This is a genomic window from Methylomagnum ishizawai, assembly GCF_900155475.1.
GTDB classification, from domain to species: Bacteria; Pseudomonadota; Gammaproteobacteria; order Methylococcales; family Methylococcaceae; genus Methylomagnum; species Methylomagnum ishizawai_A.
Genome location: NZ_FXAM01000001.1, coordinates 2,623,646 through 2,640,094 on the forward strand (window position 1 = coordinate 2,623,646; position 16,449 = coordinate 2,640,094).

General features: G+C 62.3%; 14 protein-coding genes. 4 read left to right on the forward strand and 10 right to left on the reverse strand.

The window, feature by feature from the left end; genetic code table 11:
• Positions 1 to 2: 2 nt before the first annotated feature.
• Positions 3 to 689 carry a site-2 protease family protein gene (locus tag B9N93_RS11655; protein ID WP_085213810.1) on the reverse strand — a complete coding sequence of 229 codons (687 nt, stop codon included), beginning with the start codon at positions 687 to 689 and terminating at the stop codon, positions 3 to 5.
• Between the two features lie 22 nt (positions 690 to 711).
• A complete protein-coding gene (locus B9N93_RS11660) occupies positions 712 to 1,332 on the reverse strand; it encodes an L-threonylcarbamoyladenylate synthase (RefSeq protein ID WP_085213812.1) in 621 nt (206 codons plus the stop codon).
• A gap of 294 nt (positions 1,333 to 1,626) precedes the next feature.
• On the opposite strand from B9N93_RS11660, the gene B9N93_RS11670 reads away from it, so the two are divergent.
• Positions 1,627 to 4,392, forward strand: a complete 2,766-nt coding sequence (locus tag B9N93_RS11670; protein ID WP_085213815.1) for a glycoside hydrolase family 44 protein — start codon at positions 1,627 to 1,629, stop codon at positions 4,390 to 4,392.
• Positions 4,393 to 4,465: 73 nt separating this feature from the next.
• Here B9N93_RS11670 and tsaB read toward each other — a convergent pair whose 3' ends face one another.
• The 3 genes from tsaB to B9N93_RS11685 are packed head-to-tail and all read right to left on the reverse strand — an operon-like array spanning position 4,466 to position 7,666.
• Complete coding sequence (gene tsaB, locus B9N93_RS11675) at positions 4,466 to 5,161, reverse strand: tRNA (adenosine(37)-N6)-threonylcarbamoyltransferase complex dimerization subunit type 1 TsaB (RefSeq protein WP_085213817.1); 696 nt, start codon at positions 5,159 to 5,161, stop codon at positions 4,466 to 4,468.
• Positions 5,162 to 5,177: 16 nt separating this feature from the next.
• A complete protein-coding gene (locus tag B9N93_RS11680) occupies positions 5,178 to 7,103 on the reverse strand; it encodes an ATP-dependent DNA helicase (protein ID WP_085213819.1) in 1,926 nt (641 codons plus the stop codon).
• A 2-nt stretch (positions 7,104 to 7,105) separates the two neighbouring features.
• Entirely contained in the window at positions 7,106 to 7,666 is a 561-nt protein-coding gene (locus B9N93_RS11685; protein ID WP_085213821.1) for a tetratricopeptide repeat protein, read from the reverse strand.
• 154 nt (positions 7,667 to 7,820) lie between these two features.
• On the opposite strand from B9N93_RS11685, the gene B9N93_RS11690 reads away from it, so the two are divergent.
• From B9N93_RS11690 to B9N93_RS11700, 3 genes are all read left to right on the forward strand, one after another.
• Complete coding sequence (locus tag B9N93_RS11690) at positions 7,821 to 9,047, forward strand: DUF1015 domain-containing protein (RefSeq protein WP_085213823.1); 1,227 nt, start codon at positions 7,821 to 7,823, stop codon at positions 9,045 to 9,047.
• A gap of 101 nt (positions 9,048 to 9,148) precedes the next feature.
• Entirely contained in the window at positions 9,149 to 10,039 is an 891-nt protein-coding gene (locus B9N93_RS11695; RefSeq protein WP_085213824.1) for a hypothetical protein, read from the forward strand.
• Between the two features lie 28 nt (positions 10,040 to 10,067).
• Positions 10,068 to 10,382, forward strand: coding sequence for a hypothetical protein (locus B9N93_RS11700; RefSeq protein ID WP_085213826.1), 315 nt, complete (start codon positions 10,068 to 10,070; stop codon positions 10,380 to 10,382).
• Here the strand turns inward: B9N93_RS11700 and B9N93_RS11705 are convergent.
• From B9N93_RS11705 to B9N93_RS11725, 5 genes are all read right to left on the reverse strand, one after another.
• Positions 10,375 to 11,361, reverse strand: coding sequence for a serine/threonine protein kinase (locus tag B9N93_RS11705; protein WP_085213828.1), 987 nt, complete (start codon positions 11,359 to 11,361; stop codon positions 10,375 to 10,377). The genes B9N93_RS11700 and B9N93_RS11705 overlap by 8 nt on opposite strands.
• 180 nt (positions 11,362 to 11,541) lie before the next feature.
• Entirely contained in the window at positions 11,542 to 12,930 is a 1,389-nt protein-coding gene (locus B9N93_RS11710) for a class II fumarate hydratase (protein ID WP_085213829.1), read from the reverse strand.
• A 1-nt stretch (position 12,931) separates the two neighbouring features.
• On the reverse strand, positions 12,932 to 13,207 hold the full coding sequence (locus B9N93_RS11715) for a glutaredoxin family protein (protein ID WP_254899383.1): 276 nt from the start codon (positions 13,205 to 13,207) through the stop codon (positions 12,932 to 12,934).
• A 26-nt stretch (positions 13,208 to 13,233) separates the two neighbouring features.
• Complete coding sequence (locus B9N93_RS11720) at positions 13,234 to 15,387, reverse strand: tetratricopeptide repeat protein (RefSeq protein ID WP_085213833.1); 2,154 nt, start codon at positions 15,385 to 15,387, stop codon at positions 13,234 to 13,236.
• Entirely contained in the window at positions 15,384 to 16,391 is a 1,008-nt protein-coding gene (locus B9N93_RS11725; RefSeq protein WP_085213835.1) for a hypothetical protein, read from the reverse strand. The genes B9N93_RS11720 and B9N93_RS11725 overlap by 4 nt, the downstream gene beginning before the upstream one ends.
• Positions 16,392 to 16,449: the final 58 nt, after the last annotated feature.

Below are 16,449 nucleotides of genomic sequence, written 5' to 3' on the forward strand. Positions count from 1 at the left end.
CCCTAGCCTCCCGGTCCCATCAATTGGTACAGGATACCGTAGGGAATCCCGGCATAGAGCAGTGATTGGTTGAGTAACAGGTTCATCGGTCCGCCGAGCAACAGCGACAAGGCCGGGGTCGCGATCAAGATCAACAGGATCAACAAGCCGTATTGTTCCAACTGGCCGTAGCGGTAGGCCCATTTGTCCGGCAGCAGGCTGGTCATGATGCGCCCGCCGTCCAGGGGCGGTAGCGGCACCAAGTTGATGAGCATCAGCATCAGGTTGATGTAGATACCGGCGGCGGCCATGTAGATCATCGGCAGCGAGTAATAACGGTCGCCGATCACATGCGCCAGCTTGGCGATCAAAATCCAGGACGCCACCATCAGCAGGTTGGCCAGCGGCCCGGCCAGGGCGACCAAGCCGATATCGCGCTTGGGCTGGTGGAGCTTGCCCCAATCGACCGGCACCGGCTTGGCCCAGCCGAAGATGAAACCGCCCAGCACCAGCATCACCCCCGGCAGGATGACCGTGCCCACGGGATCGATATGCTTGAGCGGATTGAGCGTCAGGCGTCCCAAGCGGTCCGCCGTCTTGTCGCCGAGGAGTTTGGCGACCCATCCGTGGGCGACTTCGTGCAGGGTGATGGCGAAAATCACGGGCAAGGCCCAAACGGCGAAACGCCCGACCGTGGTGAGTTGTTCCATGGGGATAGCGGGGGATAAGCGGTTAAAACAGGCCGTCAACGGTGCCCTTGCCCTGCCGGATCAGTTCCGGGCGGGCTTCGGTGAAACCGATGATGGTGGTGGGTTGGTAGGCCACCGGGCCGGCGTCTAGGACCAGGTCCACCTCTTTTTCCAGGCGGGCGCGGATATCCTCGGGGTCGCTCATGGCGTCTTCGTGTCCTGGGAGGATCAGGGTGGAACTGAACAAGGGTTCTTGTAATTCTTCCACCAAGGCCATGGTGATGGGATTGTTCGGGAGCCGGATGCCGATGGTCTTGCGCTTGGAGTGCTGCAAGCGCCGTGGAGTTTCGCGGGTGGCCGGTAGGATGAAGGTGAAGGGTCCGGGGGTCAGGGTTTTGATGAGGCGGAAGGCTTCGTTGTTGATCTTGGCGAAGGTGGCGATTTGCGAAAGATCGATGCAGACCAGGGTGAAATTATGCGCGTCGCCGAGTTGGCGGATGCGGCGGATGCGTTCGAGGGCGTCCTTGTTGTCGAGTTGGCAGGCGAAGGCGTAGCCGGAATCGGTGGGATACACGATCAAACCACCCTGCCGGATGATCTCCACCGCGCGGCGGATCAGCCTGGGCTGGGGGTCTTTGGGGTGAACTTGGAAGTATTGTGCCATGGCGATAGTTTACCCGATGCGGTACGTATTATGCAGCGGCGGCGATACCGGCCCAGCATAAAAGCTTCCCGGTCGGCAGTGACTTAATCCCCTCGAATACCAGGGCAGAGTTCCGTTGGTCTTGGGGCATATTCCACATCTTATATAAGGGATTGCTACTAAGCTTGATCGTGTCGGCGGCGGAGACCCGTCCCACCGCCCCATCCAAGCCGGATTTGTAGGATTGGGTATCCATCCACGCCCGCCCAAGGACTCCGGGCTCCACGTCCAAGCTTTTCCAAAGGGGACTTTCCTATGTATGCACGACCCTGGCCCCCCAAAATATGGCCTTTGGCCCGGCTTTGCCTCTGGTTTTGGTTGCTGGTCGCGACCCTGCCCGGCCATGCCGCGCTCGGCTATATCCCCGTTTACGATTCCGGCTTCGTCGGCCAATGGGGCATCAACAACTGGCCTCCCGTCGCCGTGACCGACCCCAACGCCCAAGCGCCGGGCCGGTCCGGCAAGGCGATAGAAGTGCGGTTTTCCGGCCAGGGCAATCTGTGGAAAGCCTTCGGCATCGGCCCCGCCGATTGGAACAATCCGCCGGTCTATTACCTGAACGAAGTCCGCACCATCGAATTCGATGTCTATATCGCGGCGGATTCGGTGAAGACCGAGAACCTGCAATTCATCTTCGAGGACGGCGGCTACGCCGATATGCACCGGCTGGTGGATTTCATCCCCGGCTGGGCCGATATGACAGCGGATCAGCGCTTCGGCCATTGGTTCCACATCCGGGTCAACCTGGCGCAACTACATCCGAAAATCTTCCGCTTCTCGCGCTTCGTGTTGTGGAACATCGACGATGGGACCGGCATCGTTTCCGAACCGCATTTCTATGTGGCCGCAGTGAAACTGGGCTGGACCCCGGACACCAAGCCCCCCGTGATAAAACTGGGTTCGGCCACCCTCAGTTCCACCTACGACCAACTCGCCTTGGTCTTCAAGACCAACGAGGCCACGTTGTACCGCCTCGAATATGGCGTCAACGATTACAGCCATCAGGTCCAAGACCTGCAGAACTGGGGCACGGCCCACAAGGTGAACCTGACCGGCCTGACGCCCGGCACCACCGTGCGATACCGCTTCACCGCCCTGGATCATCGTATCGATCCCCAGGCCACGCCCAACCAGAGCGTGCTGGAAGGCAACTACGTCCTGCCCCCGGCCCCGACCACGCCGCCCACCTTGTCCACCCCGACCGCGACCGGCGTGGAAGGCCATAAAATCACCTTGAAATGGACCACCGACCGGCCTTGCACCGCCGAACTGAGTTTCCAGAAGCAGGGCGGTGCGGAAACGCTGCGACGCACGCTCACCGACTTCGCCACCGCACGCAGCCTGTTGATCGACTTGCTGGAACCGTCCGCGGCCTATACCGGAACCCTCAAGGTCACCGACCATTTCGGCAACCAAGCCTCCAGCGCCGTCGCTTTCACCACCAAGGCCGGTAGCAGCGTCGATGTCGGGGTGACGCTGAATCCCGCCAACCGCAAACCCATCTCCCCTTATATCTACGGCAGCAACCAGAACCACGGCGCACCGCAATACACCTTCGGACGCCTAGGCGGCAACCGCTGGACCGCCTACAACTGGGAGAACAACGCCAGCAACGCCGGCGTCGATTACCTCAACGAGAACGACGATTACCTGCCCTGGGTCGAGGGGGTGCCCGCCAACCAGTACAACGTGCCGGGCCGGGCGGTTTCCTACGAGGTGGACAAGGTGTTCGCCGCCACCGGCCACGCCGAGGCGGTCCTGGTCACGGTGCCGATCCTGGGCTATGTCGCCGCCGACAAGGGTCCGGGGGGCGATGTCGCCGATTCCGGTCCCAATTACCTGCAAACCCGCTTCAAACAGGTTGATCTGGAGAAGAACGCGCCTTTCACCACCATGCCGGATACTGCCGATCCTTTCGTTTTCACCGACGAATATATCAACTGGATCAAGACCGTGGTCAAACCGGCCCATCCCGGCAAGCAGGTCTTCTACTCGCTGGATAATGAGCCGGATATCTGGTTCGCCAGCCATCCGCGCATCGAGCCACACCAGGAGTCCTACGACAGCCTGTGCCAGAAGAACCAAGCCGCCGCCGAGACCATCAAGACGGTCGATCCCAATGCCATGGTATTCGGTTTCGTGAGCTATGGCTGGTATGGCTTCACCTATCTCCAGGGCGCACCCGATGGCGGCGGATCGGACCATGCCAGCAAGGGCGATTTCACCGAGTACTACCTGGACCGCATGAGACAGGCCGAAACCACCGCCGGCAAGCGTTTGGTCGATGTGCTGGACCTGCATTTCTACACCGAGGCCAAATCGGCGGGCGGTTCGCCGGTCGGGTATTACTGGGATGGCAGCCAGATGGCCACGCTCAACACGCCCGAAGTGGTCGCGGCCCGCTTGCAAGCGACGCGCTCGCTGTGGGATGCCGGTTATGTGGAGAATTCCTGGATTCCGGGAGTACTGCCGGAGGGCGACAAGGCCATCCGCTTGATTCCCAGGATGAAGGCCAAGATCGACGCGCACTACCCCGGCACGAAGTTCGCCATCACCGAATATAACTACGGCGGCGGCAACCACATCTCGGGAGCTTTGGCCGAAGCGGACGCCTTGGGCATCTTCGGCCAGCAAGGCGTATTCGCCGCCACCCGTTGGCAGATGGGCGGCACCGAGCCGTTCATCGAGGCCGCTTTCCTGATGTACCGGAGTTTCGATGGCAAGGCGGCGAACTTCGGGGATATCGCCTTGGATGCTCAATCCGCCGATGTCACCAAGGTATCGGTCTATGCCAGCGTGGATTCCAGCGTGGCGGGTCGTTCGGTGTTCGTGGCGATCAACCGTAGCGACAAAGCCCAGGACGTGGGCTTGCAAGGCTTGCCGAACCAAGGCACGGCGCGGGTCTACCGGCTGGCCGGGACCGCGACCACGCCCGTTTATATGGGTTCGGTCCCCGTCACCAAGACCCAACTGGTGGTGGCCCTGCCGCCGATGAGTGTGTCCACCCTCGAAATCCGCTGAGGCTGGTGCTTTAACCGGACCTGGAAACGCCCGTGGGATGCGCCGACGCACATTCCACGGGCGTTCTGGTCTCTCAGGTCAAGCTGGGCAATTGGGGTTTTTTCGCCACGTTGTCCCGCAGATAAATGGGCTGGACCTGCTCCACCGGCACTGCCACGCCCGCCTGAAAAGCCGCCGCCCCCAGCCGGGCGACAAACCCGGCGCGGGGGAACTGCCCTTCCAACACGGTCAGCACCCGCCCGCCCAGGCGCTCCCCCAATACGGCACCATAGGTCGCCCAACCACTCCCGGTCGCCACGCCCCGGACCGCCTCGGGAAACGACGCTTGCTCTGCCGGAAGCACGGCTTCCTCCCCCAGCAATTCGGCCCAGCCCGTCCCACCCCGCCGGTACACGGCCCAATAGACTTCCCCCATCCGGGCATCGATGCAGGGAAAAGCGGTGTCCAGCCCGGTTGCGGCCAGGGCCGCCTCGGCCAGGGCCGCCAAGGTCGAAACCGGCACCACCGGCAAATCCGCCCCGAAAGCGATACCTTGAGCCACGCCTGCCGCGATCCGCACCCCGGTGAACGAACCCGGCCCGCGCCCGAAAGCCAGGGCGTCGAGCTGGCCGACAACCAGCCCCGCTTCCGCCAATAGCTCGTCCACCATGGGCAGGATCAGGCTGTTGTGCAGGCGCGGGGCCAGTTGGTAACGCTCGATCAGTTGGTCTCCCACCAGCAAAGCGGCGGAACAAGCTTCGGTGGCGGTTTCGATGGCGAGTAGGTTCATGGTCGTGTGCGTCTCCTCAGGGCGTGGCGAAAAAGCGTTCCACATCGGCCAGTGCGTGGCTCCGGGGCATGTCCGGGAGGCTGTCCAGGAACTCTTCGCCATAAGAGCGGCCCACTAGACGCGGATCGCATAGCACCAGCACGCCCCGGTCGGTCTGGTTGCGGATCAAGCGGCCCACGCCCTGTTTCAGAGCCAGGATGGCCGTGGGCAATTGATAAGACATGAAGGGGTTCGCCCCGGTTTTCTTCAGGCTTTCCAAACGGGCGCTCAACACCGGATCGCCGGGCGAGGCGAACGGCAGTTTGTCGATGATGACGCAGGACAGGGCCGGACCTTGCACATCCACGCCTTCCCAAAAGCTGGCCGTGCCCAACAAAATGCCATTCCCCGCCCGCTTGAACAATTCCAGCAAGGTGGATTTGGGCTGGCTGCCTTGGATGAACAGGGGATAGTCGAAATATTCGGGCAGGCGCTTGGCGGCTTCCGCCAAAGCTTGGTGCGAAGTGAACAACAAGAACGCCCTGCCCCGGCTGGCCCGCAACACCGGCACAGCGGCGCGGATCACGGCTTGGGTATAGCCCTGGGTTCCCGGATCGGGCAAGCCAGGCGGCAGGTATAGCAATGATTGGCGTTGATAGTCGAACGGGCTGTCCCAGGCTTTGCACTCGGCTTCCTGGAGTCCGCACTGGTGGATGAAATGCCCGAAGTCGCCGCCCACGGTCAGGGTGGCCGAGGCGAACACCCAGGCGGCTTGGCTGTACTGGCGGAATTTGCCGAACTCGTCGGCGACGGTCAGCGGCGTGCGGTTCAGGCTGAAGGCGCGTTTACGGGTTTCGAACCAACGCACGGTGTCGCCGCCGTCGGTGTTCTCGTTATCGTCGAGGAAAGCGTCGAGCCGGGAGCCGATCTCGAAACAGCGCTTGTAGCAGGACTCCAAGCCCTTGCCGCGTACCGCCAAAGGCTTGAGCAGGTCGGCCAATTGGCCCAATTGCATGAACAAGCCACCGATGATTTCCTTGACCAAGGGATCGTCCGCCACCCGGTGCCAAGCTTCGCGGCGGGTGGTTTCCACTCCCAGCGCCAGCCGCAAATCCTCGGTTTGGCGGTGCAGCCAATCGGCCTCGTCTTGTAGCGCGGGCACGTCGCGGGCGTCCTTGATCCACTCGGCGGTGATATCGTCGGCCAGTTCGGTGAATTGGCGCGAGGTTACGCTCAGCCCAAGGAACTGGGTGGACGATTCCAGGAATTGATGGGCCTCGTCCACCACGATGGCTTGGACATTCGGCAAAAGTTCGCCGAAACCATCGTTCCTCAGGGTCCAATCCGCCCAGAGCAAATGATGGTTGATGACCACCACATCGGCTTCCAGCGCGGCGCGGCGGGCCTTGACCAGATGGCATTCCGCATATTGGGGGCATTCCGAACCCAGGCAATTATCCACGGTGGAAGTCGCCGCCGCCCATAGGGGCGAGGATTCCGGCACGTCCACCGCTTCGGCGATATCGCCGGTCTGGGTGTGCTTGGCCCAGCGGCGGATGGCTTCCAGCGTGGCGGCGTCGGCGGGACCATAGCCGCTCTTGAAGCCCAGGGTGGTTTGCAGCCGGTAGATGCACAGATAATTGGCGCGGCCCTTCAGCAGCACGGCTTGGAACGGCAGGCCCAAGGCGTGCCGGACCAAGGGTAAATCCTTGCGGTAAAGTTGGTCTTGCAAGGTCTTGGTGGCGGTGGAGATGATGGCTTTCTTGCCTGACAGGAGGACCGGGATCAGGTAGGCCAGGGTTTTGCCGGTGCCGGTGCCGGCCTCGGCCACGAGGTTGCCGCCCTGTTCCAAGGTTGCCGCCACGGCCTCGGCCATTTCCAACTGGGCCGGACGGGACTCGAAACCCGGCAAGCGCTGCACCAACAGGCCATCGGGGCCAAACAAGCTGTGGAAGTCGTGCATTATTACTGCCCCGCTTTGCGTAGCGCCTCGTCCGCGCCCGCCGCATCGCCCAGCAAGCGTCGGGCCTCGGCGATGAGGGACCAGTTGGCGCGGATCAGGGTATCGTCGCCCTGGGCATGGAGATTGGATTTCTTGGCGAGGTCTTCGGCCAAGCCGGGTTGTTGTTGCCTCAACCGGACCTCGGCCAGATCGTGCCAAAGCTTGGGGTTCTTGGGCTGGATGCGGATGGCCCGCTCCAAGGCGGTGGCGGCGTTGTCCAGATCGCCGCTTTGGAGGTCTTGTCCGGCCTCGTCCATCAGGGCCAGGACGGCGGGCGGCGTGCTGGTCTGGGTGCGTTGTTCCGGGGCTGTGTCGGTGGGCGGCGGCGCGGTGGGTTCGGGAACCGGGGTCGGCACAACGGATTGGGCGGGTGGGGCCGGGGCGGTACGGGTGGGTTCCCGAGGCGGATGGCGATAGATCGTGGTGGTAGCGGTACCTACGCAGGCGGTTTGGACCAAGAGGATCGGCAGCAGCCATAACAGGCGGTCGGTTCGCTGCGGGCTTGGGCGGGAATGGAATGGCATGGGGTGATGGACTTGGCGATACACGGTCCGGGAGTGGGACTAAAGGATACCGCATATTGGGGCGGGTGGAGCGTGTTCGGCACTGGCGCTACTGGGGCCGAGGTGGAATGAGGGTGCTAGAATGCCAGCCTTTTTTCATTCTAGGAGAATCCCCATGCCGCTCATCCGACCCTTCGCCGCTTTGCGTCCCGCGCCGGGCCGCGCCGCCGAGATCATCGCCCCACCCTACGACGTGCTGAATACCGGGGAAGCCCGCGTCCTGGCCCAGGATAAGCCTTGGAGCTTCCTGCATATTTCCAAGCCCGAAATCGACCTGCCGGAAGGCACCGACCCTTACGCGCCGGAAGTCTATGCCAAGGCCGCGCAAAACCTCGCCGAGATGATCGCCGCCGGGGTGCTGCAACGCGACGACAAGCCTTGCTATTACGTCTACCGGCTCATCATGGGCGACCGGACCCAGACCGGCTTGGTGGCGAGCGCCAGTGTCGCGGCCTATGACAGCAACCGCATCCGCCGCCACGAATTCACCCGCCCCGACAAGGAAGACGACCGGGTCCGCCAGATCGACGCCTTGAACGCGCAGACCGGGCCGGTGCTATTGGCCTATCCCGACGCCCCGGCGGTCGATGCGATCCTGGCCGAAGTATCCGCCGGGGTACCCGAGGCTGATGCCGTGGCGGAATCCGGGGTGCGCCATACGCTGTGGGTGGTCCGCGATGTCCAGATCATCGCCGAACTGACCGGCTATTTCGAGGCGCTGCCTGCGTTGTATATCGCCGATGGGCATCATCGTTCGGCGGCGGCTTCGCGGATCGCGGCTTCGCGGCGCACCGGCGATGCCGAGGCTGATCACGAATATTTCCTGGCGGTGATGTTCCCTTACCATCAAATGCGCATCCTGGATTACAACCGCTTGATCCGGGATTTGCAGGGTTTGGGCGAGGCGGAATTCTTGGAGCGGGTGGCCGGATGTTTCGATATCGAAGCCAGTGTCGGTCAGGTCCATCCAGCTAGGCCCGGCGAGTTTGGCCTATATCTGGGCGGTCGGTGGCTGCGATTAACCATCCATGGCGCTCTGATCCCGCAAGACCCGGTCGGTCGCTTGGATGTGAGCCTGTTGCACGATCATTTGATCGAGCCGATCCTGGGGATCGCCGATGCGCGGCGCGATAAGCGGATCGATTTCGTGGGTGGTATCCGGGGTCTGGGTGAATTGGAGCGCCGGGTTGATGGCGGAGAAATGGCTTTGGCATTTTCCCTATGCCCTACCCGTATGGAGGATTTGATGGCGGTGGCTGATGCGGGCGAAGTGATGCCGCCTAAATCAACTTGGTTTGAGCCTAAATTGGCTGATGGGATGATTTCTCATGTGATTGTTTGATTTTTGGAGTTTAGTTTTTATGTTTTGGTTTTTATTCAAAATGATACTGTTATCATAAAGCTTTTAAGATCGCATCCAAGAACGCCATCGAGGAAACCACCATGTCCAGCCTGGATTCGCAAGCCCAAGTGTTGCTATTGCGCCATATCGGCGAGTTGGAAACCGCCTTGTTCAACCTGGGCGCGGCGGTGATCGCGGATGGCGACCGGCCGGCCTGGGTCGAGGGACAAGACCGAACGGCGTTGGCCCGGCAGGCTTGTGCCGCCTTCTTGCAAAGGCTGGATTATTCGGACGCATTGGAGCCGGGCGGTACTGAACGGCTGCAAGGCTTGCTCGGTGCCTCGGACGAGACTTTGCGCTGGGTGGGCACGGTGAACCGGCTCAAGCAAGCCCTGCACGGCTTGCTGATGCGGCTGGATTCCGGGGTGATCGAAGGACCGAAGGGCCAGCCCACCCAACGCGCCTGGACCGCGCAATTGCTGACCGATATAGGCCGCGCCCGGTTCAACCGGCGGCAGGCGGTGCGTAGCTTCACCGTTCTGGACGCCCAACCGGTCGCGGCTTCCTATTTCTGGGGCAAGGTGCGGAAGATCATCCGCATCACCCGTGACGAGGCCCGCCTACTACTGGAAAAGCGCATCGCCGAAACCGGCGATATCGATCCACGCCACCGTTCCCAATTCGAGGCCCTGATGGACCTGCCCGAAGACGAACCCCTGGCCCAGGTGCAGCAACTCAAGGAATATCCCAGGGTGAACCTGACCTTCCCCACGCCCGAGGGTCCGGTGCGCAAGCAGGTCATGGCCGCCGCCCCCCTCTTCTATCCGGCGGAGACCGGCGCGATGGCCCCGGAAATCATTCCCTTGCCCGACTTGGAGAAGAAACGCCGCCGCCTGCGCCGCAACGACCTTTCCATCGAACTCGATGCCTTCCTGCCTTCGATCCGCGTGCATCGCTACATCAAGGACGCCAAGCACACGGGCAAGGATTGATTCCCCCATCCATGATAGGAGCCTGCCCATGAACACCCGATCCGGCCTCATCATCGCCTGCTTCTTCGCCGCTTGGACCCCATCCCCGGCTTCCGCGCAGAACTTCGCGCGGGGGCAGGAACTGTTCGAGGACCATTGCCAAGCCTGCCACGAGGATTTCAACCGGCCCGAAGTCCGCCACCTCGGCTCGGCGGAAGAACTCAGGGCCAGGATCGAAGCCTGGGCCACGCATACCAATACCGGTTGGAAGAAAGAGGATGTAGAGGATGTGCTGTTCTATCTGGACCGGAGTTTTTACCGCTTCGGCCAGAAGCCTTTGAAACTCGGGGCCGGTCTCAAATAGACCACAGCGGCGGCTCGGCCATGCGGGCGGTTTGCTCGTGGAGTTCGAGTACCCGCTCGTGCCAATAGCCCGGCGACTCGAACCAGGGAAAGGCCTGGGGGAACGCCGGGTCTTCCCAGCGGCGGGCGATCCAACCGGCGTAATGGATCATGCGCAAGGTGCGCAGGGCTTCGACCAAGTGCAGTTCGCGGGGATCGAAGTCGAAGAAGGTTTCGTATCCAGCCAGCAGGTGGCCGAGTTGCCGCCCCATCTCGATGCGGTCGCCCGAGAGCAGCATCCACAAATCCTGGATGGCCGGTCCCATGCGGCTATCGTCGAAATCCACCAGGTGCGGGCCATCGCCGGTCCACAACACATTGCCGGCGTAGCAATCGCCGTGCAGGCGCAGCCGCGCCACTTCCCCGGCCCGCTCGAAACAGCGCCGGACCTGTTCCAAGGCCCGCTCGGTGGTGTCGCGGTAGGCATCGCGGAACTCGGTGGGAATAAAGCCGTGCGCCAGCAGATAGGCGCGGGGTTCCTCGCCGAAACCGGCGATATCGATGCCGGGGCGAGCTTGGTAGGGCCGTAACGCGCCCACGGCGTGGATACGGCCCAAGAGCCGCCCCATCCGTTCCAAGATGGCATCGTCGTTGAATTCGGGCGCATAACCCCCCTGGCGGGGAAACACGGCGAAGCGAAAGCCTTGGTAGGCGTGCAGGGTGGAGCCATCGCCCCCAGCCAGCGCGGGAACGGCGGGAAGTTCGGATTCGGCCAATTCCCGCACGAACCCGTGTTCTTCCAGGATTGCCGCGTCGCTCCAACGTCCAGGCCGGTAGAATTTGGCTACCACGGGCAGCCCCTCCTCCATGCCGATCTGGTAGACCCGGTTTTCATAGCTGTTGAGCGCGGCCAAGCGGCCATCGCAGGGGAATCCGGCGCTATCCAAGGCGTTCAGGATGCAATCCGGGGTGAGTTTGGAATAAGGTGTGGCGTTCATCATGCGCCATTCTACCCCTAGTCCGGGTTTGTTTGGGCCTGGCTCGTCGGCGGGCGGCAGACAATGCTTTCCGCGCTATGATACTGTTATCTTAATACATTGATATATTGAGATGCCGTATCAAAGGGCGGGCATGAGTACATGCCCGCCCTACACCAGACGTACACCCAAACCGAAAATGCCCTAGGCCGAAATCCCGCCCAAAGTCAGCTGGGCCGGATCGAGCAGCTTTTCCAGCTCGGCGCGGGGAATCCCGGTCATGTCCGCCGCCACGTCGATGATGGGCCGTTGTTGCTTGTAGGCGGCCTTGGCGATTTCCGCCGCTTTCGCATAACCGATGACCGGATTCAGGGCCGTAACCAGGATGGGATTCAAGGCCAGCGCCTTCCGCAGATTGTCCTCGCGCACCACGAAACCGGCGATGGCCTTGTCGGCCAGCAAGCGGGAAACATTGGCCAGCAATTCGATGCTTTGCAACAGGTTGTGGGCGATGACCGGCAGCATCACGTTCAACTGGAACGAACCCGACTGCCCGGCCACGGTGATGGTGGTGTCGTTGCCGATGACCTGGGCCGCGACCATGCATGCGGCCTCGGGAATCACCGGGTTGACCTTGCCCGGCATGATGGAACTACCCGGTTGCAGGGCGGGCAGTTCGATCTCGCCCAGGCCCGCCAAGGGGCCGGAATTCATCCAGCGCAAATCGTTGGCGATCTTCATCAGGCCGACCGCCACCGTCTTCAACTGGCCGGACAATTCCACCGCCGCGTCCTGGCAACCCAAGGACTCGAAGAACGAATCGTTCGGCGTGAACGGCAGGCCGGTTTCATGGATCAGGGCATCGGCGATGCGGGCGGCGAATTCGGGATGGGCGTTGATGCCGGTGCCGACCGCCGTACCGCCCTGCGCCAGTTTATAGACACGGGTCAGGGCCATCCCGACGCGGGCGTGGGCGTTGCGGATTTGCAGCGCCCAGCCGGAAAGCTCCTGGCCCAAGGTGATGGGCATGGCGTCCATGAGATGGGTGCGGCCCGTCTTGACGCTATCGGCCAAGGCGGCGGCCTTGGTTTCCAGGGTCGCGGCCAGGTGTTCCAGCGCAGGCAGGAGTTTCCCGTGGCATTCCATCGCCGCGCTGACATGGATGGCGGTGGGGATGGTGTCGTTGCTGCTCTGGCCCATGTTGACATGGTCGTTGGCCCCAACCTTCCGCCCGGCGGCACGGGTCGCCAGGGTGGCGATCACCTCGTTGGCGTTCATGTTGGTGCTGGTGCCGGAGCCGGTCTGGAACACGTCCAGCGGGAATTGGTCGGCGTGCCCGCCCTCGATGATTTCCTGGGCGGCGGCTTGGATGGCCGCGCCCAAATCGGCGTCCAGCACGCCGAGTTCGACGTTGACGCGGGCCGCGCATTTCTTAATCAAAGCCACGGCGCGTATGAAGGCGGGCGGCAAGGTCAGGCCGCTGATGGGAAAGTTCTCGACCGCGCGTTGGGTTTGCGCGGCGTAGAGGGCGCTGGCGGGGACCTGGAGTTGGCCCATGCTGTCTTGTTCGGTGCGGTAGTCGGTGGCGGTCATCTCACTCACTCGTCAAGTTTTGTAAAAAGGTTTGCAGGGTGGCCGCATCGAACGGCCAGCCCAGTTCCAGTTCGGAAGCGGGGTCGCGCAAAACCGGGATGCGGATTCCGTAACGCTCCATCAGGTCGGCGTCGTCGGCGATGTCGATCTTGCGCAGTTCGAGGCCGGGATGGGCGCGGCACAGGGCTTCGGCCTCGTCGCAGAGGTGGCAGCCGTAGGTGCCGTAGAGTTCCAGGCGGATGGGGCGTGATGTTTGGCTATGCAAATTCAGACGCACTTCAAGTTGTTCTGAATATAAACGCCTCATGCCAACAAGGGCGCAGGCAAAGGCTGATAGCGGTCCAGCAAGTCCTTGAGCCAATCCGCGCCGACCGCAAGCGCTGTGTCGGCGGGGGTATTCAAGCTTTCCCAGCGCTGCGCCAAGTAGGGCAACCACGATGGGCTGTCTTGCGTGGGCGAGCGGGCTTCGGTTTCGAGCCATGCTTGCACAGCCTGTTTAGCGCGTTCGCGCTCGCTGGACGCGCCGCCGGACGCCAATGTCTGCAAGTAGCGCCACAACCGCGTTTCCAGGGGAAATTCCCGCTGGTCGGCGGCACCGTAGCGGTCCAACACGTCTGCATCCCAGAGCCCCCGCGCCACGGCCCGCCGCAAGGCTTGCGGCAAAGGTAACACCCGGTCGTCCCCATCTCCACCGTGAGCGAGCGCATCCCCGGTGGCCGTTACGGCCAACATGGCCTCAATCGACTCGGCAAAAGTCAGCCAAGCGGCGTCGGTTTCAGGCGGGGCGGTATCCGGGCGGGTGGGCGCTTCCTTGTCTTCGAGGGGTGTCAGTTGGCCTTGCGCCGCCCATTGCTGACGCCGTAGCAGATCACCCAGATAGCCTTCAGCATTCAGATTCCCAGGGTAACGGTCCACAAACCGCTGCAAGTCGTCGATAGCCGTTTGCAAATCGCCCGGCCCGTTGCGCCGGGCATGGGCGGTGGCTAGCAGTACCGCGCTGGACTCATCGCTAGGATCAATCCGCAAGCCCTGTTGGGCATGATCCAGCGCCTCGGGCCAGTCCTGGCGGCGGATCGCCAATTGGGCCAAGGTGGAATAGGCATGTAGATGCTTGGAGTCCAATCGCAACACCTGCCGCAACAAGCGGTCGGCCTGGGCCTGATCGTCGGCATCGCTGGAATCGGCCAGCAACCGCGCCAATTCCACCCGGCAGGGTAGATGGTCGGGAAAGCGCCGCGTCATCTCCCATAGCACCCACTGCGCCCGTTGCGGCTGGTCAGCTTGGCGCAAGGCCAGTTCCCACAGCATCCATAACCTGGGGTTGTCGGCGTCCATGCGCAAGGCCAAGTGTATCCACTGAAACAGGCGGTCCCGGACTTCCGGGTCGCGTAGCGGGTATTTCTCGCACAGGGCACGGGCACAGCGGTCCAGATTACGCACGAAATAGTAGGCATCGCCCGATTTGTGCAAGTAGTCCTCGTGGGCATTAAGCAAAGGGCGGATAGCATTCCATGCCTCTATTAAACTGCCCGAATTACGCACTATCTGGATAACCTGCCTAGTTTCTTGCGAGGAGCCCGGCGGCTTGAGCTTGTCGCCATTGCTTGGAATCGAAGCGTTGCCATAGCGCGGCCCGTTCTGGACCAGCCCCAAGAAACTCAACACCGACGCGGTCTTGTCCTCGCCCAACGGGACCAGCAATTCAGTTAAAAACGCCCGGTAGTTGGCGGCGCTCATGCAGGGATTACGGGCCATGACCCCGCGCAAGGACTCCGCGAGTTCTTCCTGGGCCGGGACGCCCCAGCCCTTGCGGCGCTGATAACGGTTGATGAGCGCCTGCACTTGCAGCCGCAGGTTGCGCAGGCCGTCCTCCTCCGACAGCGGCAAGCGGGCCAAGGCCAATAGCCCTAAATTGAGATACCGCCCGGAACGCAAACGCCCGGCCTCCACCACGAAGGACTGCCAAAAGAACTGCAAGCGGTCGTCGTCCTGCCGGGCGGCCAACGCCTGCCAATAGTCGTATTCCGGGTCGCGATAAGCCGAGAGGGTCAGCGAACCCAGCCACGACAACCACAGGGCGCGGTCGGATCGCAGCGCGGCGCGGGTCTGCGGCAGCCCAAAGTACAGCGGCCATTGCAAGGCTTCGCACACCTGCGCGGCATAGGCAGCGAGCTTCCGCGCCGGGGGCGAAGGTGCTTGCCGTTGCGCCAGCAGCCATTCCGACAGGCCGGTATCCAAAAGCCCCGGTAGATCGGCGTCGGTTTCCGCCACCTCGGAACGCGGTTCGCCGAGCAAGGTTTGGGAGACGTTGCGGCTGGCACGCGGCATGGCCGCCAACAGGAATTCATGCGCCGCCACCCGCTCGAACGGCGCTATGTCCGCGACGCCACGCAGTAAATCCGCCACCGCTTGCCGGGGTGTCTGGCGCAATTGGTCGGCCCAGCGCTGCCAGTTCATAGCAACACCTCGCCAAAACCATCGCCACCGGGCACAGCTTGCAAGCCCTGCACATGGCGGTTGCGGGCCGCGAGCAGGGCTTGCTCGTCCTGCAATGCATGGGGCCGCAAGATGAAACCCAGTGCCTTGATGTGACTAGGCCGGTAATCGATAGGGAAGGTCAAAAGCTCCGGGGTAAAGGCACCGGGGATGCCGGTATTCGCCAAATCCAGCGTATACCCGTAACTTTCGCCGCCGGGCAGCAAGGGCGCGGGAACGAAAGCGGCGGACATTTCCGTGTCCAGCACGGTGGGGCGGGCAAAGCTGGCGACCGCGCCTTTCTTGGTGGCCAGCGCACGGGCATCGCGCACTTCGTCCAGCGTGTAGCACATCAAGGCGACCGGGAGCGACTTTCCCGGCGTGCTAGGCCAATGGGTTAGCCCTAAGCGGTCGCGCAAAAGGTGGGGCCAGTCGGCTTTCGCCAACGCCGTCAAATCTCCGCCAAAATCGTTGAGGAAAGTGGCGAATAAGGGGCGGGCTTGCGTGCGTTGCGTATTCCATTGCCTCACAAACTCGGTGCGTAACGCCTCGTCGCTGTCGGACAGCTTGCCCACCTCTTTGCGCAGGTCTTTTTGCGAGTTGAAGAAGCGGTTCCAAAAGCGATTGGCGATATCATCGGACAACAACGGGTTGCCGAACAAATAACCTATAGATTCCAAGCGCAACAAGAAGGCGTTGTCCATCTTCTCATTCAAATGCGCCTGGGCATTGAGGGCCATGAAGGACTCCGAGCTTCTTGGGAAATCCTTGGCAACATGGACGAACGTCTTGGCATACCCATTGTGTTCCGCCTTCCAATCCTTATGGGTGGCGACCGCGCCGACATAGACGCCGTATTCTTCCGCCCGCTCGACCGAAATGGCGCGTTCCCAGCGGAAATTGGCCGCTTCGCAACGGGCCGCATTGCCGACCGGAGACGCGACGGCATCGGAAGCAAGTTGACCTAGGGAGGGGTCAAGGTTCATAAGCGAGAAAACCTTCCTTTAAACGGCCTGGGCATAGTGCCCACGCGAATATATACCA

Coding starts and splice junctions, on each gene's coding strand:
- B9N93_RS11680 (WP_085213819.1), bottom strand. CDS start 7,103: ATGCACGACTTCCACAGCTTGTTTGGCCCCGATGGCCTGTTGGTGCAG.
- B9N93_RS11720 (WP_085213833.1), bottom strand. CDS start 15,387: ATGAACTGGCAGCGCTGGGCCGACCAATTGCGCCAGACACCCCGGCAA.
- B9N93_RS11655 (WP_085213810.1), bottom strand. CDS start 689: ATGGAACAACTCACCACGGTCGGGCGTTTCGCCGTTTGGGCCTTGCCC.
- B9N93_RS11705 (WP_085213828.1), bottom strand. CDS start 11,361: ATGATGAACGCCACACCTTATTCCAAACTCACCCCGGATTGCATCCTG.
- B9N93_RS11690 (WP_085213823.1), top strand. CDS start 7,821: ATGCCGCTCATCCGACCCTTCGCCGCTTTGCGTCCCGCGCCGGGCCGC.
- B9N93_RS11670 (WP_085213815.1), top strand. CDS start 1,627: ATGTATGCACGACCCTGGCCCCCCAAAATATGGCCTTTGGCCCGGCTT.
- B9N93_RS11700 (WP_085213826.1), top strand. CDS start 10,068: ATGAACACCCGATCCGGCCTCATCATCGCCTGCTTCTTCGCCGCTTGG.
- B9N93_RS11695 (WP_085213824.1), top strand. CDS start 9,149: ATGTCCAGCCTGGATTCGCAAGCCCAAGTGTTGCTATTGCGCCATATC.
- B9N93_RS11725 (WP_085213835.1), bottom strand. CDS start 16,391: ATGAACCTTGACCCCTCCCTAGGTCAACTTGCTTCCGATGCCGTCGCG.
- B9N93_RS11685 (WP_085213821.1), bottom strand. CDS start 7,666: ATGCCATTCCATTCCCGCCCAAGCCCGCAGCGAACCGACCGCCTGTTA.
- tsaB (WP_085213817.1), bottom strand. CDS start 5,161: ATGAACCTACTCGCCATCGAAACCGCCACCGAAGCTTGTTCCGCCGCT.
- B9N93_RS11710 (WP_085213829.1), bottom strand. CDS start 12,930: ATGACCGCCACCGACTACCGCACCGAACAAGACAGCATGGGCCAACTC.
- B9N93_RS11660 (WP_085213812.1), bottom strand. CDS start 1,332: ATGGCACAATACTTCCAAGTTCACCCCAAAGACCCCCAGCCCAGGCTG.